We start from the raw sequence: 21,108 nt of genomic DNA on the forward strand, positions 1-21,108 counted from the left end.
TTCTATTCTACAATGACTGATGCAGTAAATCTATCCCAGATTTTTCTAGCTTCGACTTCGTACTTTTCCGGATAGCCGATGGCGAATAGGATTCCGCGATTTCCCCGGAGAAAGTATTTTTCTAGAACTACTGTTTTTACTTTTCTGCCTTGCGGTGTAGTCACTAAAAGCGTGGTTTTGTACAAATCACCTTCTCTTCGTCTTCGATATTCCCATTCTCTCATGGTTCTTTCGTTGATTCCGCGCAAAGAATCCCACAGCTTATAGTAGTTCTTTGCATCGAACATCGTTGGGCGGTAATGTAGAGAAGTGCCAACAGTGAATACAATTCGATCCGGTCTAAAGATAGGAATTCCTTCACTTTGCCTACGATATTCCGCGTCCCATCCTTTCTCAATTTCCTCTAAAGGAAATTCCTTATAGAATCTGTGCACTTGCCAGAGATAATCCGAATCTTCTCCCGAAAAATCATCTTCACCTTCCGGGAACTGGTATCTTAACTCTGGATCCAATTTGAATTTATACGCGAAATCTGTGCTCTCTATATACAATTCATTTTGATGAATGCATCCGTATGGATCCGTAAGCCTTGACAGTTCTTTCGTACGATGCGAGTATAAGTTTAAATACTTTCCTAATATCTGAGCGGAATTTTGATAACCTTCCGGAAACATCTTCCCATATCTCAATTTATAACAAAGTAATACTCCCTTTAATAAGCGAATTGCATGAAATGGGTTCCCATGCTTTCTCAGGGATTCAGCTTCGCTTAGATGTATGTCCAATTCCTCGGTCTTGGGAAAAACTTCTCTGAACTGTCTGTCTAGGATGAATTCAACTCTTCCGTCTTTGTAAAACCTGTAATTTCTGCCTCTCGAATCTGTTTTCCAGACAAAGTGTTCGCTCTGTTTGAAAGCAGATTGAAGTCTGTTGTAAAGTAACTCTTCCTTTTTTTCCTGTTCATCGTACCAGGATTGTCTGAGCAACGGATCAATTTCTTGTAATTGAATTTTTTTTAGAGGAACCAGCAAGATCGCAGACAGGATCGCAATCTTTAGGAACTCCTGGCTCGGTTTCACCGAAAGATTCCCTCTAGTTCCTTTAAAGAAGTGATCCCTACTAATTCCAGTCCTGCCGGATCCTCTAGCTCCGCGAGGTTGCCTTCGGGCAAGAAGACTCTCTTCATACCGATTCCTCTCAACTCTTTTAGCCTCAAGGAAACCTGTCCGACAGATCGAACTTCTCCGGAGAGCCCTACCTCGCCTAACACTGCAGTACGAGGATCGATAGGTCGTTCGGTGTAGCTAGACAGAATAGAAGCACAAATCGCCAAATCAAGCGCAGGTTCATCCACTTGCAGCCCACCGGCGAGGTTACCGAAAATATCGCATTCCGATAATTTATGTCCTAAATACTTTTCTAATACAGCGGAAAGTAATATGAGTCTCCTTGTGTCAGGGCCTTCTGCCATTCTTCTTGCCTGGGCGTAGTTGCTTCTGCTTACTAAAGCCTGGACTTCGACGCTTAAGGCGCGACTTCCCTCTAACACTGCGCTTACAACCGCCCCGCTTTTTCCATCGGTAAGAGAACTTACGAATACTCTATGTCTGTCTTTGACTTCTCTCAAACCTTGGCTTTGCATTTCAAATACCGCTAAATCTCCGACGGCACCGAATCGATTTTTTACTGCCCTGAGTAACCGGAAGTAATTCAGCCTGTCCCCCTCGAAGTACAGAACTGTATCGACCAAATGCTCTAATACTTTTGGGCCTGCGATCGCGCCATCCTTTGTAATATGTCCGGTCATTAAGATCGGGATATTGGTTCTCTTGGCTGTTTCCAGCAGAACCTGTGTGCATTCCCGAAGTTGAGTTACTGTTCCAGCTTGGTTAGGCAAAGCCTCGCGAGTAATCGTCTGTATGGAATCCACGAAAATCAGATCTGGATTCAGGTCCTCAGCCATTGCGTTCAGATTTTCCGCGTAAGTTTCAGAGGATAAAAGTAGATTCGAAGATAGAACTCCCATTCTAGAAGCTCTCAGCCCGACTTGTGAAGGAGATTCCTCTCCAGATATATAAAGAATTCTTTTATTAGCTGCGGTTAATCTTCGACTGATTTCGAGGATCAAAGTGGATTTACCGACTCCCGGTTCTCCGCCGATCATCACTAGGCTTCCTGGTACAAAGCCGCCGCCTAACACCAAGTCCAACTCTGAAAGTCCAGTAACTAGACGTTCCGTTTCTTCTTCCGGGATCGAATCGACTGGAATTGGCTGTTTATAGGAACGATTCTTTCGGACAGAGATGGGAGTCGTTCCGGAGAAACGATCTCCTCCGGATTCTTCTGCAATTGTATTCCAGTTGCCGCAGGACTCGCACTTTCCCGCCCACCTAGAATAATCCTGCCCACAAGACTGGCAGATAAATAGTTTGATCGGCTTCTTTTTCAATGTTCGAATAAAGTAGGCATCTCGATCCAATCCAACTGATTGAATACTGGCAGACACGCGAAACTTTCCTGGGCTAATTCGTATCTGTTTTCCCTAATGAGAATCTGTGTGAGCTTTTGCTCTAAAGCGATTAAATAGAGTACATCTCCAGACGCGTATTCGATCTGGTCCTTAGTTAATATCTTCGCTCCCCAATCCGAGGACTGGTTTTTCTTATCCAATACTTCGTCAAAAAATTCCCGGATCAGATCCTTTAACCCGTGTTTGTCGGTGTATGTTCTTGCTAATTTCGAAGCAATTTTTGTACAGAACACACCTTTGGTCTGTATACCCAGTCTATATCTCAAAAACAGAGTGTCCATTCTCGCAAAATGAAACACTTTGATAATTTCAGGATTTTCGAATAATTTTTGTAGTCTAGGCGCCACGGTTTGCTCAGGTAAGATTTGCACTAGGCTCACTCGATTTTTTGAATCGCAAATCTGGACTACACAGAGACGGTCTCTGCGCGGATTCAATCCCATCATTTCGCAATCGACTGCCAACCGATCATCGGACAAATACTCGTTCATTCTTTCTTCCGAAAGATCTCCTGGGAATAACTCTGGTTTAATATTGGGACGGGAAGATGCCATAAACCACGTTTATCCCCTAACCCCTGCAGGTCCGCAAGAAAAGACCGGGAAAATCATTCGTTTTTTCCTTTTCCAAGAGGAGAAAAGTAAAACCATCGTCCAAGTTCTACTTTAGAATCATGGCAGACTGAGACAGGAACATGAACGCAATCCTCCGTACAAGAGTTTACGAAGAGATATTTACATCCCATTTTACTTTTTCCGAATCGGCTACTTCTTGCAAGAGCGACTGCGGGAATTACCGGCTTTCCTATATCCTGAGAAAATCTGCGGGAAAAACCACGTATCTTCCGAGCCTGGAATGGATCGCGGACAGACGCCCACAGGCCGGACTCGAATTGCTCACTCTAGAATGGGAATTGCCTTCTCATTCCTTGGATTCTGCCCGCATTTTTCAACACGGCTACCAGTCCTGGAGTATTTCTGCTTCCCATTCTCTCGAAGAACCTGATACTCCCCCCACTCTTGATTTTTTGAGATATTCTCAGGAGAATATTTATACCGAGCATTCGGGAGATTCCGGGCATTGGATTTCAGAAGGGTTCGTTCTACTTTGTGCGGACGGAGAAGATTCCAAATACTTTGCAGGTGCGATTGGAAAAGGAAACGAAGGTCTCAAGTTTAGAGTTCTCTCCAATTCCTTTCTCAAGGAACTGAGCGCTAAGAAGAAAAAGCAGATCCTATATTCCTCAGTAAGCGCAATCTACGATTTATATAGATTCGAAGGATTTAAGGGAAATAAGATCGCTCTGACTCCAATCCGGATCTCCAAATTTGCAGGAGACGAGGGTGCCTTTCTTCGATCTTACTTTAGCGAGTTAGGCAAAGCTCATAGGGTAAAAATTCCTTCCAGTCCGGTTCCGGTAGGCTGGTGTTCCTGGTACCATTACTTTACGAAAATTTCCGAAAAGATTATATTACAAAATCTGAATGAACTCAGAAAAAGAAATCTCGGACTAAAGATCTTCCAGATCGACGACGGTTATCAAAAGGAAATAGGAGATTGGTTGGAGACGAACGATCGATTTCCAGGTGGAATGAAACTGATCGCAGAAGCGATTCGATCGGAAAAGCTCACACCAGGAATCTGGCTCGCTCCTTTTTTGGTACGACCCAAATCCAAGTTTTTTCAGAAATTTCCGGAGGCAGTCTTAAAGGACCGGGAAGGAAATCCGGTCAAAGCGATATGGAATCCTAACTGGGGAATGGATTATACGTACGCTTTAGATGTCACCCATCCTACTTCTCGCGAATTTCTTGCGACTGTTATCAAGACTTTCGTAAAAGACTACGGATATACTTATCTAAAGCTCGACTTTCTTTATGCAGCCTTACTTCCAGGATGGACTTACGATCGGGATCTTTCGCCTCATAAGCGTTATGTGGACTCGATCCAATTCATCCGAAAAGTGGCTGGAAAAGAAGCTTTCTTGGTCGGTTGCGGCGCTCCGATTTTACCTTCGATCGGCTTATTCGATGCGATGAGAGTTTCCTGCGATGTCGCGCCTTTTTGGACCAGAGAGAAAAAAAGAATCTTGCTCAAAGATAGAGACGCGCTCTCCACTGAAAGAGCCCTGATCAACGATATCACTAGATCTTCTATGCACAGGACGCTTTGGTACAATGACCCCGATTGCTTACTAGTAAGAGAAAAGAAAAATAAATTAACCGAAGCACAGGTCAAACTCATGGCGAGTGTTATGAGCGTCTCCGGCGGAATGCTATTTGTATCTGATGAACTTTCTTCTATTTCTAAGGAAAGGGAAGACTACTTAAGAAAAGCATTATTCGTTCAATCCAAATGTAGAAACAAAACTCCGATTCCGATCGGAATTGCTTCGAATTTTTTCCCCTTAGCAATGTTTAACCCAGCTGGATTTTTAGGGATTTGGAACCCTTCCGACCAATCCAAGGACTTAGAACTTGTTCTCTCCTTTCCTTGGGATAAGAAGAATTCCGTGGACATTTGGACCGGCAAATCTCCGGAATCGTTGCACTGGGATTCCAAAAAAAAGACTCTTAAAATAAATTTAGAACCATGGAGTTCCTACATCCTCGGCCCCGGAAAACTTGTTTGACTCAGTCATAAAAGCCTTGCAGCATTGGATTTCGCGTCTGAAATAACTTTCCAGATGATAGATTTAGAAGCCGACAAGAGGTAAACAAATGAAATTTTTCCGAAAAAGTCTCGCACTATCAGGAATCGTACTAGCCACTCTACTACTGCAAAATTGCTTTATCATTGATATTATCACGTCTACTTCCAACTCCATTTCCAAAGCATCCGATTCGGTAGAGAGTTTATCTACCTCCGTAAAATCGATTTCCGGTTCCATCTCCTCTGTGCTTTCTTCGTCCTCAGCAGATGATGATGAGAAGAAAGCTTTCAAAAGAGATGTGGAACATCTAACGGTAGTGCACTTGAACGCAGGACTGATTTCCTCCGAATTTGAATCCGACCTCGCAGCCCTTGCTCTGAGAAACGGAATTACGGATTGGAGATCCTCAACCGAAACCTATTTAGGAATTGGACGTGGCTTAAAAAGAGCGGGAGTTGATGCCGACCAATTCGAAAAATTTGCGAAACAATTCGCATCCGTAAGGCCTTCAGTTTCTCAAGTATTGAAGGAAGGATATTACTCGATCTAAGGATTCTCTTTTTGGTTTTAAAATTGGCCCTGCCCAACAGCAGGCAGGGTTTTTCAGCAATTCCACTTCGACTTTTTTTCTGTATTCTTTTCTTTTCCGCATTTCAGTTCTTTACAATTCCATTAAGTAGCCAACCCAAGAGCATCGATTTCATTTATGTGGATTCGAACACCGGGCAATCCAGCGGTGGGCATGCAGCCTTGCGTCTCGGAAATTTGGTCTATCATTTTCAGTATTATCCTGATGAAATCTTTCGACTTGTAAGAGAGCCGTACAATACTTTTTCCTTTGCTTACAACACTTATTCAAATAGAACAAGCAAGCTCGCCAAAATCGAAATCGAGGATGCTGGCTTTGACGCAATTCAGAGCGGATTCGACAGAATTTCCGTGCAACAATTCAAACATCTAAATAATCTAGAATCACTAAAGAAAGATACTGAAATGTTCTCGGGACTTTTGGAGAAAAATCCCAGAATTCGGATCCAGGCATTTGGATATTTTTCTCGCTCAAACAATCAGACAAATGCAAATGAAATTCACGGAATTCCAGATCGAAAAGATTTAAGAAATTCCATGGATAATGTTTTGGGAAAAGGATGGTTTTCTAGAATTCGAACAAAGCTTAAGGAAGAACTTTTTCTTGCTTTGGATGAAAATCGATTTGGACAGTTTTCTACCCTCCCCGAGGCGAATCTGAAAGATTATCCTTTTTACAAAGGAGGACCTTCCTCCTGGATACTTCCGCGCCTGGAAAAATTGGCTTTTTTAGAAACATTAGAAAATCATTATAATCTTCATCCAGATTTTGTTTTTTCTGTAGAATCCGTTCCTTTGCAAGCATCTGAAATCCAGAGACTGACCGAATTCAGAAATTACCTGATCGCTCAGATCATTTCGGCGATTCAGGAGGATTCTTTCGACTGGGGTGCGAGCTCTTTAATCGCGTATGCACGAATTCTTGCGATTGATCTGAGCTTAAATTCTGGAAAATTATTCTTCCTGGTTTCTTATCCAGAATCTTCGGGTCTGATTTCTTCTACAGCGATAGCGGAAGAGAAACCATCTGCCAATCAAATTTCGGAAGAAGTGTTCGGCTTGGCCCTAGAAACCTGGAACTTTATCTTTCAGAAAAAAATTTGGAAAGAAGATGACTATAGGCTCTTAGAAGACGTCTGGAATCGCGACTGGGAATTAAGGACAGGCTTATCGAGGAAGATAGCTGTCCGGAATACTTTTGACAAACTCATTCCGAAATTAAAAGGGGATTATTTTCCAGCCTTTCCCATCCCTCCAAAAGACCAACTAGAGAAATACTTATCTATCTCGGAGGAAAGGGAAAAAATATATTACGATAATTTAAAGAATATTTACAACTTCAGGATTCTCACCAGAAATTGCACGACTGAAATTTTCGATTCAATGGATCGAACCCTCTCCGACAAAGAATATTCTGGGTGGTTAGGGGAAAAAGTGAAGCCGAGAAGATCTTTTGCTTTTATCCCCTTTCTAGCCTACGAATCCGTAAAGGACCATTGGAAGTTCAAATCCGAGGAAGTAGCGCTTTCTTATCGAAGAAAAAAATTGCAAGAATTAGCCCTTAGAGAGCCCTCATGGAAGGTGTATCTACGAGAATCGAATACACTTAGTTCTACTTTGTATAAATCTAATGAAGAAGATCCTCCTTTTCTATTTTTTACGGACGATATAATTCTTGTTAGGCCAATATACGGACTGATAAATATTTCGTACGCAATCGGAAACGGTGCATTAGGAGTTCTTACTCTACCGTTCGATAAGGGGAAAAGACTGCAAAACGGCTTGCAATCTATGTTCTTTTCCTTACCTGAATTATTCTTTTTTAATATTAGAAAAGGATCCTTTCCTGCGGCTCTCGACTCCACAAATTCTGAAATAAAAAGCGTCGAACGAAAAGATGGATCTTCCGAATCGAATCATTCGCCTTCTTCACACCGACCTTGACGAAGACTCCCGGTCGTTTCAATTTCTATTAGAATTGAACCAACAGATAACTGGAATCATCCCGAAATTCCCTGGTCGGAATCGTAGCTTTCCAGTGCCTCTTAATTGCAGTCTCCATATCAGAAAGCGAAGCATCCTTCTTTCTCAATTCTTCCAGCTCAGAAAAAAGAGGATTGGATAAGTTATTTATTAGTCCGTCGCTATAAAGAAATAAGACATCCCCAGCTTCGTAGGTGACGTCATGAGATTCGAATTCAATTGGCTCCACAATTCCAAGCAGCTGACCGGATTTTCCGTTTAGAAATTCCTTTTCTTTTTTGCGAAATAACACTGGAAAGGGATGTCCACCTCGAGCGTAGGTGATCTTTTTTTCGGAAGGTTTTACGACAATAGCGGCTGCGGTCAAACTGTGGGTTCCAATTTCCGTATACAGTTCCGTATTCATTCGGCCCAAAATATGAGAAGGATTGCTTTTTTCCTTAAACGCCTCTCTAGCGATGCTAGAAACCAAAAGTCCTATTAATCCAGAGGTCACACCGTGATCCTCAATGTCACCTAACAATAGCAAAATGCTGTCATTCGATTTGCCGAATAAGTAAAAATCACCGCTGACATACGATGCTGCGGTGTTATCGGCGAGAATCTTTAGCGGAGACAAATCCGGAACTGAAAGGATTTTCTTTTGGATTTTAGAAGCGAGCCTAAGATCTCGAAGAATTCCTTCTTCACGAGTTTCTTTTTCTTTTAACAATGAATAGTAATCGAGCGCTCTTTGTACTGCGATACGGACGGTCTGCAAAGAAAAAGGTTTAAGTAAAAAATCAGAAGCCTTGTGAGTAAGAGATGTCACTACATTATTAATATCCCTCTCTCCGGTCATCATGATTACCTGAGTGGAAGGATTCAAATTCTTGAAATAAGGTAAAATATCCAGACCACTCGTTCTGGGCATATGAATATCCAGAAATACGATCGGATTCATTTCTCTTTCGAAATATTCCTTACCCCTTTCTACAGAATCAAAGAAAGTGGAATTATATTCTAATTTGGATAAAAGGATCTCCAGGGCTGCTCCGACATCGTGATCGTCATCGATTATCAGAATTTCCGGTTTAAGGGAGAGTAATGTCATTTTGTATTTTTCCTAGAGAATTTCTTTGTTTCGGAAATTCTGGCAACGATAGAATCATATTCTTCGTCGAACAAGGACTTTTCTAAAAAGGGACTCGTACAAGAAACCATTTCGCTGTAATGCCATTCATATGGTTGTTCCGTTTTAGAATCGATTACCATCCCGGAATGTATTGCGGCAGAGACGTCTCTTAAGCTCTGTTTTCTAAACGAATGGAGCAATCCCCTGAATTCTGCTTCCTTTTCTGGATTTAAGAAACGAAAATTCTTATGAAATAACACGGCGTCGTGAAAATACTCCGGAATATTGAAGACTCCAGAGGCACCGATCTTTCCCGCGAGCAAGCGGATGAAGGCTGTTATTTCATTCATGATATTCAAACCCGGATATTCCTGACCTGCAAATAGGCGCCGTTTAGGTCTTAGCTTCTTGTGTGAAATATTCTGGCTCAAGAGCCAATCTATATACACCATCGGAAAAGATTCTCCGATTTTTTTAAATTCGAACTGGGAGAATTTCAATCTCATGTGCACCAGAACTTCTCCTGGCGGAGTTTTGATGAAGATCCGATTGTCCACTTCTGAAATCCCTTGGATTTCCAAAACTGTTCGCTTAAAACCGCGAAAGCTCAGAATATCGAACATTCCAGACTCATCCAGCAATGTCCTCACCTCTTCTTTTGAGAATCTGTTGAATAAGGTATCTTCGATTCCTAGATTTGTCTTAAACTCTCGATTTATATCAATTAAATCTAATGCGTCCGGATCTATGTACCCTTCTCCGGACTTTACTTTATCAGATTCGGAAAAAATTCCCATGCTCGTCTTTATATCAAAGAGGCAAATACTCGAATCGTGTTAAAATGAATCCTAACAGTATCGTGAAAATTCCGGGCATAGCCGCCCGCCGGAAGAATCACAACCGCTGCATTTAACTCATCCGCAAACTCTTTCACCATCTTATCTCTTCTTTTTAGTCCATCAAAAGTCAATTTTAGGTCGCCTAACGAATCATCTTCGAAAGGGTCAGCACCTGCAAAATAATAAATTAAGTCCGGTTGAAAGGTCGAACGAATCTTTGCGAGTCCTCCGGAAAGTGCTTCAAGGTATCCTTCGTCCTTGATTCCATTCGGCAGCGGAATGTCTAAAGTGGAGACCTCTTTTTTGGGATAGAGTTCTTCTTGGTGCATGGAAAAAGTCCAGACCGAAGGGTTGTCTTTAAATATCCGAGCATTCCCATTACCCTGATGAAGATCCAAATCCAGAAAGAGGACTTTTCGATCTGGATACCTTTGCAAATATATCTCGGTTGCAATCGCAGCGTCGTTCAAATAGCAAAAGCCTTCGGCGCGATCAGGCATACTGTGGTGAAAGCCGCCGCCAATATGGTATACATATCTGTAATTTTCGGTGCTCTCTGTCGCAAGAATCGTACCACCCACTCCCAGACAAAAACTCCGAACAATTGTAGAATTTAAAGGCAGCTCAGAATACATAGTCCGATCCGTATATCTGAGATTCATAAAGTCTGATACGAATTCAGGAGTGTGTACGAGTAGGAGCTCCTCCTCCCCCACAGGGGCAGGCTGGAATGCGGGAAGGGAAGACAACTTCGGATCTTCCTTGATCAGATTATAGATCATCGCATACTTTCGTGCTGGAAAAACATGAGGCCCTAGGTCCATGTTATATTCCGGATGATAAACGAGTGCGAGCCGTTCTAACTTTTTTCGCAAGGGCGATTGCCTTTTTTTTCCCAAGCTTAACCGTCTGTTTCGCTTAGTAAAGAAGGAAATCGAGCTACTAGTTTCGTCCAACATGTCGGAGGTTCCTATTGATGATTCGGCCAGATAAAAAGACAAAGATTGTTTGTACCATCGGACCTTCTTCCTCAGATAATGATACAATCATGGCGATGATCCAAGCCGGAATGGACATCGCACGCATGAATTTTTCCCACGGCACCCACGAGGAACACCGCAAGATCTTTGAAATGTTGCGAAAATGCGAATCCGAGTCCGGAATTCCGCTCGGAATTATCGCCGATTTGCAGGGCCCAAAGATACGCACCGGAAAACTTAGGGTTCCAGAAGTAGAATTGGTAAAAAACAAGACAATTCGTTTAATAGCGGATCCCAATTTCTTAGGAGACGAAACTGCGATTGGGACCACGTTTCCGCCCTTGCTTACTGATCTTAGACCTGGAGATAAATTGCTCATAGATGACGGTAAACTGGTTCTCGATGTCGAAGTCGCCTCTCCATCCGAAGCCGTATTAAAAGTAATAATAGGCGGCGTATTAAAAAGCAACAAGGGAATCAATCTACCAGGCACTCCAATTTCTGCTCCAGCACTTTCCGAAAAAGATTTAGCGGATTTGAAATTTGCTCTCACTTTGGGCGTGGATTACGTCGCATTGAGCTTCGTTAGGAAAGCCAGCGATTTAGAATTGGCGAGAAATATGATGACTGGAGTTTCCACAGGGCTAATCGCTAAAATAGAGAGGCCAGAAGCCGTCAGGAATATCGACGAAATCATAGATGCCGCCGATGGAATTATGATCGCAAGAGGTGATCTAGGGGTCGAAGTAGACACCGAAAAAGTTCCGGTACTTCAAAAAGAATTAATATTTAAAACAAATCGGGCAGGAAAGCCCGTAATTACCGCTACCCAAATGTTGGAGTCCATGGTGACAAACCCGCGACCTACTCGCGCAGAAGCCAGCGATGTTGCAAACGCGGTAATGGACGGAACAGATGCAGTGATGCTTTCCGGAGAATCCGCTAGTGGAAAGTTTCCGGTAGAATCTGTCGAAATCATGTCCAAAATCCTGAGGGAAATCGAAACTATCGATCACATGTATGAAATTCACTGGAATCTAAAAAAATCGGAACTAGAAATCGAAAGGTCTGCTCTCGGCTCTGCAGCAAGAGAGATCGCTCATGCGATTCACGCAAAGGCGATTATTAACTTTACGAGATCGGGGTATTCCGCCCTGATCACTTCCGAAATGAGGCCCAAGGTTCCGATTCTTTCCTTTACTCCATATCTGAGCACTGCAAGAAAAATGAAACTGTACAGGGGGGTTCAGCCCTTCGTCATGCCATTCATGGAGACATTCCTGGACATGATTCGTTATATGGAATCCAAACTGACCTCGGACGAAGTGTTGAGCACGGGAGATACTGTGGTAATCCTTTCGGGAGCCCCCGGAGGAGAAACCAAGTCAGTGGATTTCCTCCAAATTTACAGAATCAAGCAGATCTCGTCTGGATTTTAAGATTTAGAAAGTTCTTCCAGCAAAACCAAATCGGAATATTATAAAATTCGAATGCCTGCCAAACCGAACTCTTTTAATATTTCGTGCGAAATTCTGGCTCTTTGATTTCTCTTTTCTCTGATATTTGTAAGATAGCGAAGTGAAAACAGAATTCCACCTTCTTCAATTGTCATGTACACAATCGGAGTGGTCTTGCCCAGGCGAACCAAATAATTCTTAGAAAGTTCTTTGACTGAATAATCTATCTGCCTTTGATCGATCACGGAACTATTCTTTAGGACTCCGTTGAGTATTTTCTCCGCGGCTTCCCATTCAGGACTGTACGGAATTTTTACCCGAAACTCATCCCAGACATAGCCCATCTTATCTTTTACAACGTAGATTTTATGTAAGATCACGGAATGGTTCGGAAAGTGGACCAGACGGTTCGTGGACTGTTCCGATCTAGGATCGGTACTGACTTCCATAAGGGTAAATCGATTGATGCCGATATTTACCACATCACCTTTAATCCCGTCGACTTCGATTCTATCGCCTACTTCAAACCCGTTGCTCCCGTGAATAAGAAACCAACCCACATAATTGAGAGTGATATCCTTTAATGAAATGACGATACCTGCACCGGCAAGTCCCATCACTGTTGGCAAATAAGAAAGCCCAGAAAACAAAACCGGCAACAAAGAGACCCCGCCCACCAGAATAAAAGAAATCCTAGTCACCTTACGACGGTTATACTGAGCCGACGTATCAATCGGAGGACGAATTGTATCAAAAATAAGTACGAATGCCTTATAAAGAAGTACCAGTAGAATAATGAAATAGATAACGAGTACTAATTCCTGTGCAAAAGTACGATCACTACTTTTGAGAAGCAGGACAGGATTGAGTAGGTCAAGAATCTCTTCCATAGTATGGCCTTTACTTTGCCCTTAAAGATTCTTCTGCCTTCGAAATGCAGAAATGATCTCTTGCTGTTCTACAGGAATGTCCCAGACCGGTTCCCCAGGAGATTTTAGCAAAACAAATCGGATCGAGTTTCCTACATTCTTTTTATCGTGGAGCATATGTTCTGCAACTTCCCTAGATTTGCTTTTGTCTTGATAAGGCAGATCGTAGTTCTTGTCGATCTCCTTTAAGTTTCCGATCCAAGAAGGATCCAAGCCTTGCTTTTCCACAGATAAGATCGTAGCAGTAAGTAGTCCGATAGCGACCGCTTCCCCGTGAGAGTATTTTTTGTATTTGGTCAAAGATTCGATAGCATGAGCGGTAGTGTGTCCAAAGTTCAGGATCTTTCTGAGTCCGGTTTCGGTTTCGTCTTGAGAAACTATTTTCGCTTTGAATCGAATCGAATCTGCGACGAAATCGTGCAAGACGGCCGACTCGTAATTATAAACGTCTATGCTTCCCGCCCTCACTTTTTCTAAATATTCTCCTCCTTCCAAAAGAGAATGCTTCAGGATTTCTGACATCCCGCATCTCCACTCCCTCCGTGGAAGAGTGGATAACGAATTCAAAGGTGCATATACGAATTCTGGCTGGAAAAAAGATCCGATCATATTTTTCCCCAGATCAGCGTTTACCGCGACTTTTCCGCCCACGGAAGAGTCTACACAAGCGAGTAAGGTTGTCGGAACTTGGGCAAATCTAATTCCTCTCAAAAAAGTAGAAGCGATAAAACCCGAAAAATCTCCGACTACTCCGCCGCCCATAGCCAAGATCAGAGACTTTCGATCCGCACCAAGCTTGATCAGTTCGTTATAAATCTCCGGGGTTTTGCGAATGTGCTTATTTTTCTCGCCACCTTTTATAAAGATTTCATGAACTTTGAGACCAAGTGAGGATATTACAGGTTTATAATACTTTTGGAATAATCCGGAGAGACCCCTTTCGGTAAAAATAAAGAGAGAGGACACATTGGGAACTTTGCGGATCTCTTCTGCCAGTTCTCTAAAATCGGTATAGAGCCCTACCGTATAATTCTTCGAAGAGGTGGTGATCTGAATTTTTTCAATTAAACTCATTTTTCATAAACCCAATTGCTTCTGAGATAGGGAGAAGGTTTGAATTTTCCGGCGATCAAATAGGATTTAATATCAGGTCGAATATCCATTTCCTTGATCGCAGCCACAGGAAAATAACCGTACCCAGTAATAGCCTTTTCTTTTGAGTTCACTTCTGGGTCTTGTTTTTTAACGCTTGTTAGGAAAATAAGTTGGATCAGATGTCGATCCCCTTTTGGATCGATCGATTCGTTTAACAAAAGAAAATTGGAGGAAGTTACATCCAAAAAAAGCTCTTCCTTTAGTTCTCTTTTCAACGCCTCTTCAGCGCTCTCCCCAAACTCGATTCCGCCTCCGGGTAAAAGCCAGTAGTACGAATCTTTTTTCTTTTGCTGCAAAAGCAGGATCTCGCCTTTCCGATTTCGGATCAGAGCAGCTACCCGAACTCTCAAACCTTTTTTCTTGAAGAAAAATTCCATGGTGCTACTCACAGATCAGCCTTTGATTCCAAGAACTCGAAGCATTTTGCGAGCAGCATCCTGTTCTGCAAACTTTTTACTTCTTCCTGTCCCTTCTACGGAAGTTTCCTCGTTAATTTTCACAGATACTATGAAGGTCTTTTCATGGTCCGGCCCGGATTCTTTGACCAGACGATACGTAGGCAAACTCCTAAATTTTTTCTGACAATTCTCTTGGAGAATCGTTTTGAAATCCTTCACGGATTCCATTTTCTCAGGGCTCTCAGCGAATTCTATCAAATGATCTAAAATAAACTTTTCGGCGGACTCAAATCCCTGATCTAAGTACAGAGCTCCTACAAATGATTCGAATAAGTTCGCACTTAATTTTTTGCGGCCTGCTCCACCTGAGTTTGCCTCTCCCTTTCCGAGAAGAACAAAGTCTGGAAAACCTAAATGATTGCTGACTGAATTTAGGACCGCAGTCGAAACCAATTTCGCTTTGAGTCTGGACAATTCTCCTTCCGTAGATCTAGGATATTTGCGAAAAAGGTAACGAGTTACTGCCAATCCCAAAACGGAATCTCCCAGAAACTCCAATCTTTCGTTATCGTCCTTTATTTCCGGGTTCTCATTCCTGTAGGAACTATGTATGAATGCAAGACGAACTAGATCAGTTTTTTGAAACTGAATTCCCAAAGAATCAGTTAACTCTTGTAGGTTCTTCACCCTTTCATTTGGTTTGCTTGTTTTCGGAGGAGAAGTCTTTTTTATCAAAGGATTTTGATAAAAGGAAGGATAAAAGAGAATTCCGAGTTCCCGTAAGAACCCGGAAATCTAGTTAAATTAGGACTTAAGGTTATCGATGAATTTGATAACATCGCCAACGGTTTGGATCTTTTCAGCATCCTCGTCGGAGATTTCAACACCGAATTCCTCTTCAAGAGCCATTACTAGCTCAACTGTGTCCAAAGAATCAGCACCGAGGTCATCGATGAAGTGTGCCTCGGGAGTAACTTCAGATTCGTCGACTCCGAGTTGCTCAACGATGATGGACTTAATCTTTTCAAAATCTGCCATTTGTTTCCTCCGTACCACCGAAGTGGTATGTAAGTTTTAGTAAGGTTTAGAACTGGGGATAATTTCATCCACAGAATTTTAAACATTTTCACGTGGAATCTTTTGGCAAGCGATTACGGATCTAATTCAGAAAAAAACCGGAAAGTGCGAACGAAAAATTTCAAATTGCATAAGCTAAAGTCGTATTAGAACTTTCAAACGTTGGACCAGCAAAGTCACGTTTTCATTTTTATAAAAATTGAAATTGGATGGATTAAGAGTTTTTCTAGAAAAGGAATGGCAAAAATTTTAATGCCCAAACTTTAGTTTTTTGTTTTTATTTGATTAAATGTAAAAGTGAAAACAGTGTTCGGAGATTGAACACATCCTAGATTCATTCACTTCTATTCAGTAGAAACTCCATCCGATGGAATCACGAGCTTCTAAATCAGAGTACTCGTTTCTTAGGTAGCAAAAGACCCGATTTCTCGGGTCTTTTACCCTTAATGTGACGAAAGATTATGCCTGAACTCCAGGTAAGAATCCGCCGCCATTTACTTCGATGACTTGTCCCGTGATAAAAGAAGCAAGATCGGAAGCGAGGAATGCGATTGTATTCGCGATATCATCCGGTTGTCCTGCGCGTTTTAGTGGAATAGCTGCCACCATCGCAGTACGAATTTTTTCTGGAATCGCTTCTGTCATTTCAGTGGCGATGAATCCTGGTGCGATTGCGTTGCAACGTACTTTTCTAGAAGCCATTTCCAGAGCGACTGCTTTTGTAAAACCGATGACTCCAGCTTTGGATGCGGAATAATTTGTTTGTCCGATATTCCCGTTTACCCCTGCGATAGATGAAAGATTAATAATGGATCCTCCATTCGGATTCTTCATCATATACTTAATCGCGGCCTGAGTGCAGTTGAATGTTCCGGTCAAGTTCACTGCGATTACTGCATCCCATTGCTCTTGCTTCATTCTCATGAGCAGAGTGTCTTTCGTGATTCCAGCGTTGTTCACTAGAACATCTACAGAGCCGAACGCTTCTACACAGGCTTGCACTGTTGCAGCAGCGGACTCAGAGCTGGAAACATTACAAGAAACTCCGATTGCTTTTACGCCGGTAGCTTTTGCGATTTCCGCCGCAGTGGCCTTGCTTGCTTCTTCATTTAAGTCTGCGATTACAACGTTTGCGCCTGCTTGGGCCAGCTTGAGTGCGGTTGCTTTCCCAATTCCGCGGGCCGACCCGGTAATAATGGCATTTTTGCCTTTCAAATCGATCATTAGTTCTTTCCTTACCAGATTCTGCGGTTAAAGTATTTTTGCGTAGGTACCGGTCAAGGGGATTTCCTTCGGTTCTCAAAACAGAAAGAACGTTCTGCTTTTACAGACAATAGCAAAGCATGGGACTGGGATGCTTGAAAGCTTCAATGAAATATGCCTTAAGAAATCGAAATCCTACAAAGTGCTTTGTATGGTCAGATTCGGAAGCACATAAACCGGAGAAAAGCCCCCACCCAAAGTCCTGAAATTTGTGGTTTGTCCTTGGTATAACCGGGAGGCCAAAAGTAGGATCTCCTCATCGTATACGTAAGCCCTGAAATCCATTTTCAGAGACACTTTTTCTCCGTTTCGGAGCACCACTCTCTCGGAAGGAGGCACGATTTCCTGATAAACCGAGTCCTTTTTTAATAATTCCGAAAATACTCCCTTCGTAATTTTTTCACCTTTATAAACTGACTTGCTTCCATAACCAACGGTTGGTTTAAAAAATAATTCCTTTCTGTTCGCCCACAGCTTCTCCGGATCGGCTTCGCAAACTAGATTTGTTTTTGGAACGGAGCGCTCTAAGATTTCGAGTTCGAACTGACCCACTCCTAATTCCCTGAGTTTCTCTACGTCGGAAAGCAGCACCAGATTCGATTTTTTTGCATAGAGTTCGTAGTCGAGAGGATTGGGAGTGAGCACAATTTTCTCCTCTTCCCACGCGGCAAGAATCGAAGAATTGATTGAGTCTCGAAGATAAAAATCAGTGAGACGGTTATATAACAAATCCACTTTCTCGCCATCTAATCTCAGTTCGCCGAATTCAAACTTAAGTTGATCCGGAGAACAAATCTTGCTCTTTATGCCCGATCTGCGGAAAAGATCCTGGAACAATAAAAACTCGGGATACAAAAATTGACTTTCTGGGTTTTCGTCTACGATCACGATGAACTCAGGTCTTCCGGTTTTTCCCTGTAGTTCCCATTCCTCCAAAAACATGGATAGAAACTTTTTCTCCAATTCCTCTAACTGAGATTTTTCGGGTAAGGCTTCTCTTACTTCGGGACAGCATTCGATTTGAGAAGAGATCAGCTTTAGTTGCAAAAATGCACCGCCTGCATTCGTGTTGATCTCGATCAGCTTGGGACCGAACTTAGTCAGATGAAAGTCCAAGCTCAAAAACACTCCGCCCTTGGAGTTTCTTTCTCTCCAACGCGAAGGTACATCTTTTAATAAAGTTTTTCTAATATTTGGATGATCAATGGCGGTACGTATCGCTCTCAGAACAGACTCCATCTCCTCTTTTTCTTTTTGGTCGATAAACGAAGCGCTTTCCGAAAAGTATCTGGATACCAATTCATTCCCTTCCGAAAAAGTGCCGACTTGAGCTCCGGAAATCTGAGAAAGAAATTCTTTTTCTAATTTGTTCTTCTCTAAAGTAACGCAATGACAACTGCGATTTAATAGTTGAGCGACTGTTTCCTGCATTCTATATTTCCCAAACCTGCTTAATAGACTGAGGTCCCGAGTTTCAGGGAAAGAAAAAAATCAGATATTGTACTTCTTGATATCTTCAGCGATGAGCCTGTTCACTTCTTTTTCTGCACATTCCGTAGCGACTCGGATCGCACTTCTGACGGCTTGCGCATTGGATGAGCCGTGCCCGATTAGACAGATTCCATCCACGCCCAATAGAAGCGCGCCTCCGTACTCTGCATAATCCAATCTTTTCTTGATCGCGGTCAAGGTAGGCTTGAGCAACAATGCTCCCGTTTGCGCGAGACTGGACTTTGCGATACTTTCTCTCAGTACATTGAAAATGGATTTTGAAAGACCTTCCGTAGCCTTGAGCACGATGTTTCCTACAAATCCATCGCAGACTACAACGTCTACTTCGCGCCCTGCTCCGTATAAATCTCTGCCTTCCACATTTCCGACGAACTCGATAGGCAAATTTCGAATTTGTTCAAAAGCTTTTAGGGTAACCGAGTTCCCTTTTTTGTCCTCTTCTCCATTGGAAAGGATTCCAACTTTCGGTTTAGAAATATTGAATATTTGCCTGGAGTAAATTTCTCCCATCACTGCGAACTGAGCCAGATACTCTGGCTTGCAATCTACATTCGCTCCCGCATCCACCAAAAGAACTGGAGGTCCGTGCTCTTGAGGAATCGGGGCTGCAATCGGAGGACGAAGCACTCCAGGAACCCTTCCTAAATAGAGTAAGGCCGAAGCCATCGTAGCTCCCGTATTTCCGGGAGAAAATAGCCCTACGCAGGACTTATCTGCTACAAGTTGGGTGGCCTGAACGATCGAGGAGTCCTGCATCGCTCGAACCGCGATGGAAGGAGAATCGTTCATTTCTATGATTTCTTCTGCATGTACGATACGAATATGATTCGTATCGTACTCATACTTCAGTAGGATTTCGCTGATTTCTTCTTCTTTTCCGACAAGCGCTACTTTTCTGCCATCATGATTGACGGCAGAGACAGCACCTTCTACGATCCGATCCGGACCGTAATCGCCGCTCATTGCATCGACGGCGACCCACATACGAGAATTACTTCTCTTCGGCTGTCTTCCTGACTTTTGGCTCCAGGACTACACGATCTTTGTAGAACCCGCATACCGGGCAAATGCGATGAGGAGGCCGGAATGAATTGCAGTTCGGACATGGCACAAGATTCGGTTTGCCGATCGCGTGATGTGCCCGTTTCATCCTTACTTTAGATTTGGATTTTCGTCTCTTAGGAACTGCCATTGGTTTTCCCTATGGATAAGGTCGTTTTTACGACTATGTTTTTTTTTCGCACGGAATTCACAACTGTTTTTCAATAGAAGTGAAGGAATCTAAAAATTCCTTCGCTTCTTTTCTCTTGGAATACAAAGAAGATCGGTTGAATACCAGTCTCGCGGTCGATTCCAGGATCACTTCTGTTTCTACCAAATTGTTGGCCTTTAAAGTTGCACCCGTAGAAACCAGGTCCACGATGCAGTCAGAAAGACCGACAATCGGCGCTAATTCTATGCTTCCATAAAGTTTAATAACCTCGCAGTCGATTCCCTTTTCGAGAAAATACTCCCTTGCGAGATTCGGATACTTGGTCGCAACTCTCACTTTTCTGTGGCGTTCTTCCGGATTCCAACCAGAAGGAGCCGCCAAAGACAGTCTGCATTTGCCGATACCTAGATCCAGAGGGAGTAGCAAATCATAGCCACCCTCTTTTAAAACATCCCATCCTACGATCCCGGCATCCGCCGCATTTTGCTCTACGTAGGTTGCCACATCTTGGGAGCGAACGAGTAAGATCTTTACTCTTCCCTTGGAGTCCTTATATACGAGTTCTTTGGATTCAGGATCCGGACGACCTTCCAACCAACCGGTGGAGGTCATTAAATCTATGCTCTCTTCCGCGAGCCGTCCTTTAGGGAGGGCCAAGGTAAGCATTAGGATTCCTGGTTTAACTTAATCAAAAGGTAAGTGGACAGTTCCCGAACGGATTTATATTCTTCGGAAGGTGAACTGATCTCTTGGTCTAAAACTTTCTTTAGAAGTTCTTTTGCTTCGGATTTTTTTCCATTCTTGGATTTCAAGCGAGCAGCCTGATACAAACTCCAAGCGTAAAAACCGGCCACATTTCTGCGTCCGGAAAGCAAAGAAGAAGCGGTTTCGTAGTCTAGTTCCGCTTGCGAGTTTTCTCCGCCATTTTCTCGATAATTTCCTGCGATATAAAAGTAATACGCTTTGATCTCAGGAAGATCGTCGATCTCCCTTCCTGCCCATTCCAGCTTATCCGCTGCTTTTGCGAATTCACCATTACGGGCGTACAAGTCTCCCAAAGTCTTGGCTAATCTTAGATCCAAGTGGGGAGAAGAATACTGGGAAGCGATTCCCTCAAACGCTTTGATTTTTTCGGAAAGATCCGTATTCGGGGCCAAAGAATACTTTTTCTCAAGTGCTTCGATTGCGATCGTTCCTTTTCTGAACTGATCTGCTTTGTATTCTTTCCAGCCTACGACTGTTAAAACGAGCAAAAGGAGTACACCGATTCCGATAAATACTTCCTTTCTGCGTTCTCCAATCTTGCTAAATAGAACTGCAGCGATCCTTTCCGCGCCTTTTAGGTCCGCGTGAGGATCTACACTTACATTCAGGCCCTTATTGGTTTTTGTCTCGAAACGCTTCATCCGAATTAGAA

Annotated in this window: 21 protein-coding genes; 4 read left to right on the forward strand and 17 right to left on the reverse strand. The window is 42.9% G+C overall.

The annotated features are described in order from the left end of the window. Positions 1-2: 2 nt before the first annotated feature. The 3 genes from CH373_RS08230 to CH373_RS08240 are packed head-to-tail and all read right to left on the reverse strand — an operon-like array spanning position 3 to position 3,084. Entirely contained in the window at positions 3-1,079 is a 1,077-nt protein-coding gene (locus tag CH373_RS08230; RefSeq protein WP_243393318.1) for an LIC10775 family protein, read from the reverse strand. Continuing rightward, positions 1,076-2,449 carry a DNA repair protein RadA gene (radA, locus tag CH373_RS08235; protein WP_100714650.1) on the reverse strand — a complete coding sequence of 458 codons (1,374 nt, stop codon included), beginning with the start codon at positions 2,447-2,449 and terminating at the stop codon, positions 1,076-1,078. The genes CH373_RS08230 and radA overlap by 4 nt, the downstream gene beginning before the upstream one ends. Continuing rightward, positions 2,446-3,084 (reverse strand): ribonuclease D, encoded by a 639-nt coding sequence (locus CH373_RS08240; protein WP_100714580.1) that lies wholly within the window; start codon positions 3,082-3,084, stop codon positions 2,446-2,448. Before CH373_RS08240 ends, radA begins: the two co-directional genes overlap by 4 nt. Positions 3,085-3,224: 140 nt before the next feature. On the opposite strand from CH373_RS08240, the gene CH373_RS08245 reads away from it, so the two are divergent. The 3 genes from CH373_RS08245 (at position 3,225) to CH373_RS08255 (ending at position 7,715) form a co-directional block, all read left to right on the forward strand. After that, on the forward strand, positions 3,225-5,162 hold the full coding sequence (locus CH373_RS08245; RefSeq protein ID WP_100714579.1) for a glycoside hydrolase family 36 protein: 1,938 nt from the start codon (positions 3,225-3,227) through the stop codon (positions 5,160-5,162). 88 nt (positions 5,163-5,250) lie between these two features. After that, positions 5,251-5,733, forward strand: coding sequence for a putative lipoprotein (locus CH373_RS08250; protein WP_100714578.1), 483 nt, complete (start codon positions 5,251-5,253; stop codon positions 5,731-5,733). A gap of 11 nt (positions 5,734-5,744) precedes the next feature. Further along, positions 5,745-7,715 carry a hypothetical protein gene (locus CH373_RS08255; RefSeq protein ID WP_100734084.1) on the forward strand — a complete coding sequence of 657 codons (1,971 nt, stop codon included), beginning with the start codon at positions 5,745-5,747 and terminating at the stop codon, positions 7,713-7,715. Between the two features lie 28 nt (positions 7,716-7,743). Here CH373_RS08255 and CH373_RS08260 read toward each other — a convergent pair whose 3' ends face one another. Genes CH373_RS08260 through CH373_RS08270 form a run of 3 tightly spaced genes read right to left on the reverse strand, consistent with a single transcriptional unit; the run spans position 7,744 to position 10,582 of the window. Continuing rightward, positions 7,744-8,847 carry a PP2C family protein-serine/threonine phosphatase gene (locus CH373_RS08260; RefSeq protein ID WP_100714827.1) on the reverse strand — a complete coding sequence of 368 codons (1,104 nt, stop codon included), beginning with the start codon at positions 8,845-8,847 and terminating at the stop codon, positions 7,744-7,746. Further along, positions 8,844-9,665 (reverse strand): hypothetical protein, encoded by an 822-nt coding sequence (locus CH373_RS08265; RefSeq protein ID WP_100714828.1) that lies wholly within the window; start codon positions 9,663-9,665, stop codon positions 8,844-8,846. Before CH373_RS08265 ends, CH373_RS08260 begins: the two co-directional genes overlap by 4 nt. Before the next feature lie 8 nt (positions 9,666-9,673). Next, on the reverse strand, positions 9,674-10,582 hold the full coding sequence (locus CH373_RS08270; protein WP_207761491.1) for a histone deacetylase family protein: 909 nt from the start codon (positions 10,580-10,582) through the stop codon (positions 9,674-9,676). Between the two features lie 98 nt (positions 10,583-10,680). On the opposite strand from CH373_RS08270, the gene pyk reads away from it, so the two are divergent. Further along, positions 10,681-12,126 carry a pyruvate kinase gene (pyk, locus tag CH373_RS08275; RefSeq protein ID WP_423789798.1) on the forward strand — a complete coding sequence of 482 codons (1,446 nt, stop codon included), beginning with the start codon at positions 10,681-10,683 and terminating at the stop codon, positions 12,124-12,126. Between the two features lie 38 nt (positions 12,127-12,164). On the opposite strand, the gene CH373_RS08280 is transcribed toward pyk, so the two are convergent. The 11 genes from CH373_RS08280 to CH373_RS08330 form a co-directional block, all read right to left on the reverse strand. Further along, the gene (locus tag CH373_RS08280) at positions 12,165-13,034 is read right to left on the reverse strand and encodes a mechanosensitive ion channel family protein (RefSeq protein WP_100714830.1); all 870 of its coding nucleotides are present in this window, start codon (positions 13,032-13,034) and stop codon (positions 12,165-12,167) included. Positions 13,035-13,055: 21 nt separating this feature from the next. Then, a complete protein-coding gene (gene aroB / locus CH373_RS08285; protein ID WP_100714831.1) occupies positions 13,056-14,147 on the reverse strand; it encodes a 3-dehydroquinate synthase in 1,092 nt (363 codons plus the stop codon). Continuing rightward, on the reverse strand, positions 14,144-14,605 hold the full coding sequence (locus CH373_RS08290; RefSeq protein WP_100714832.1) for an NUDIX domain-containing protein: 462 nt from the start codon (positions 14,603-14,605) through the stop codon (positions 14,144-14,146). Before CH373_RS08290 ends, aroB begins: the two co-directional genes overlap by 4 nt. A gap of 15 nt (positions 14,606-14,620) precedes the next feature. After that, complete coding sequence (rnc, locus tag CH373_RS08295; RefSeq protein ID WP_100714833.1) at positions 14,621-15,361, reverse strand: ribonuclease III; 741 nt, start codon at positions 15,359-15,361, stop codon at positions 14,621-14,623. A gap of 69 nt (positions 15,362-15,430) precedes the next feature. After that, positions 15,431-15,664 (reverse strand): acyl carrier protein, encoded by a 234-nt coding sequence (acpP, locus tag CH373_RS08300; protein WP_100714834.1) that lies wholly within the window; start codon positions 15,662-15,664, stop codon positions 15,431-15,433. A 498-nt stretch (positions 15,665-16,162) separates the two neighbouring features. Then, positions 16,163-16,927, reverse strand: coding sequence for a 3-oxoacyl-[acyl-carrier-protein] reductase (gene fabG / locus CH373_RS08305; RefSeq protein ID WP_100714835.1), 765 nt, complete (start codon positions 16,925-16,927; stop codon positions 16,163-16,165). Between the two features lie 174 nt (positions 16,928-17,101). After that, positions 17,102-18,397: an ATP-grasp domain-containing protein gene (locus CH373_RS08310; protein WP_100714836.1), complete on the reverse strand. Its 1,296-nt coding sequence runs from the start codon at positions 18,395-18,397 to the stop codon at positions 17,102-17,104. A 60-nt stretch (positions 18,398-18,457) separates the two neighbouring features. Continuing rightward, a complete protein-coding gene (plsX, locus tag CH373_RS08315; protein ID WP_100714837.1) occupies positions 18,458-19,462 on the reverse strand; it encodes a phosphate acyltransferase PlsX in 1,005 nt (334 codons plus the stop codon). A gap of 7 nt (positions 19,463-19,469) precedes the next feature. Beyond that, positions 19,470-19,670 (reverse strand): 50S ribosomal protein L32, encoded by a 201-nt coding sequence (gene rpmF / locus CH373_RS08320; RefSeq protein ID WP_100714838.1) that lies wholly within the window; start codon positions 19,668-19,670, stop codon positions 19,470-19,472. Positions 19,671-19,727: 57 nt separating this feature from the next. Next, positions 19,728-20,357 carry an ATP phosphoribosyltransferase gene (hisG, locus tag CH373_RS08325; RefSeq protein WP_100714839.1) on the reverse strand — a complete coding sequence of 210 codons (630 nt, stop codon included), beginning with the start codon at positions 20,355-20,357 and terminating at the stop codon, positions 19,728-19,730. Beyond that, a complete protein-coding gene (locus CH373_RS08330; protein ID WP_100714840.1) occupies positions 20,357-21,097 on the reverse strand; it encodes a tetratricopeptide repeat protein in 741 nt (246 codons plus the stop codon). Before CH373_RS08330 ends, hisG begins: the two co-directional genes overlap by 1 nt. Positions 21,098-21,108: the final 11 nt, after the last annotated feature.

It is taken from the genome of Leptospira perolatii, from assembly GCF_002811875.1.
Taxonomy (GTDB): Bacteria; Spirochaetota; Leptospiria; order Leptospirales; family Leptospiraceae; genus Leptospira_B; species Leptospira_B perolatii.

Coding starts and splice junctions, on each gene's coding strand:
- CH373_RS08245 (WP_100714579.1), top strand. CDS start 3,225: ATGAACGCAATCCTCCGTACAAGAGTTTACGAAGAGATATTTACATCC.
- rpmF (WP_100714838.1), bottom strand. CDS start 19,670: ATGGCAGTTCCTAAGAGACGAAAATCCAAATCTAAAGTAAGGATGAAA.
- CH373_RS08310 (WP_100714836.1), bottom strand. CDS start 18,397: ATGCAGGAAACAGTCGCTCAACTATTAAATCGCAGTTGTCATTGCGTT.
- CH373_RS08260 (WP_100714827.1), bottom strand. CDS start 8,847: ATGACATTACTCTCCCTTAAACCGGAAATTCTGATAATCGATGACGAT.
- CH373_RS08290 (WP_100714832.1), bottom strand. CDS start 14,605: ATGGAATTTTTCTTCAAGAAAAAAGGTTTGAGAGTTCGGGTAGCTGCT.
- acpP (WP_100714834.1), bottom strand. CDS start 15,664: ATGGCAGATTTTGAAAAGATTAAGTCCATCATCGTTGAGCAACTCGGA.
- CH373_RS08265 (WP_100714828.1), bottom strand. CDS start 9,665: ATGGGAATTTTTTCCGAATCTGATAAAGTAAAGTCCGGAGAAGGGTAC.
- hisG (WP_100714839.1), bottom strand. CDS start 20,357: ATGCTTACCTTGGCCCTCCCTAAAGGACGGCTCGCGGAAGAGAGCATA.
- plsX (WP_100714837.1), bottom strand. CDS start 19,462: ATGTGGGTCGCCGTCGATGCAATGAGCGGCGATTACGGTCCGGATCGG.
- CH373_RS08280 (WP_100714830.1), bottom strand. CDS start 13,034: ATGGAAGAGATTCTTGACCTACTCAATCCTGTCCTGCTTCTCAAAAGT.
- CH373_RS08250 (WP_100714578.1), top strand. CDS start 5,251: ATGAAATTTTTCCGAAAAAGTCTCGCACTATCAGGAATCGTACTAGCC.
- CH373_RS08330 (WP_100714840.1), bottom strand. CDS start 21,097: ATGAAGCGTTTCGAGACAAAAACCAATAAGGGCCTGAATGTAAGTGTA.
- aroB (WP_100714831.1), bottom strand. CDS start 14,147: ATGAGTTTAATTGAAAAAATTCAGATCACCACCTCTTCGAAGAATTAT.
- CH373_RS08240 (WP_100714580.1), bottom strand. CDS start 3,084: ATGGCATCTTCCCGTCCCAATATTAAACCAGAGTTATTCCCAGGAGAT.
- fabG (WP_100714835.1), bottom strand. CDS start 16,927: ATGATCGATTTGAAAGGCAAAAATGCCATTATTACCGGGTCGGCCCGC.